The organism is Paenibacillus sp. GbtcB18 (assembly GCF_019091125.1).
GTDB classification, from domain to species: domain Bacteria; phylum Bacillota; class Bacilli; order Paenibacillales; family NBRC-103111; genus Paenibacillus_F; species Paenibacillus_F chitinolyticus.
This window is the reverse complement of the sequence record NZ_JAGXJX010001042.1, coordinates 1-228: the sequence shown is the minus strand read 5'-3', so window position 1 is coordinate 228 and position 228 is coordinate 1. Positions and strand designations below refer to the sequence as shown.

Sequence of the window (228 nt, the reverse complement as noted above, 5' to 3'; positions counted from 1 at the left end):
TGGTGACGGGCAAGGCGGAGGAGACCGATAAGGACCTGGGCCTGGGGGTGGGCGCCGACGACCTCTTGAAGAAGCCGGTCAGCCTGCGGGAGCTTGCGGCGCGAAACCGCTCCCTGCTGCGCCGGATGAACCGCCTGCCGGGCACCGCTACACAGAGCGTGCTCCGTAGGGGAGAGCTGGCTAACCAAGAGGAGAGCCAGCAGGTGTTCAAAGGCGGGCAGGAAGTCC

Annotated in this window: 1 pseudogene; it reads left to right on the top strand. The window is 67.1% G+C overall.

The window, feature by feature from the left end:
• Window positions 1-47: 47 nt before the first annotated feature.
• Window positions 48-228 (top strand): annotated as a pseudogene (locus KVT34_RS31585) (DNA-binding response regulator); the annotation flags it as partial.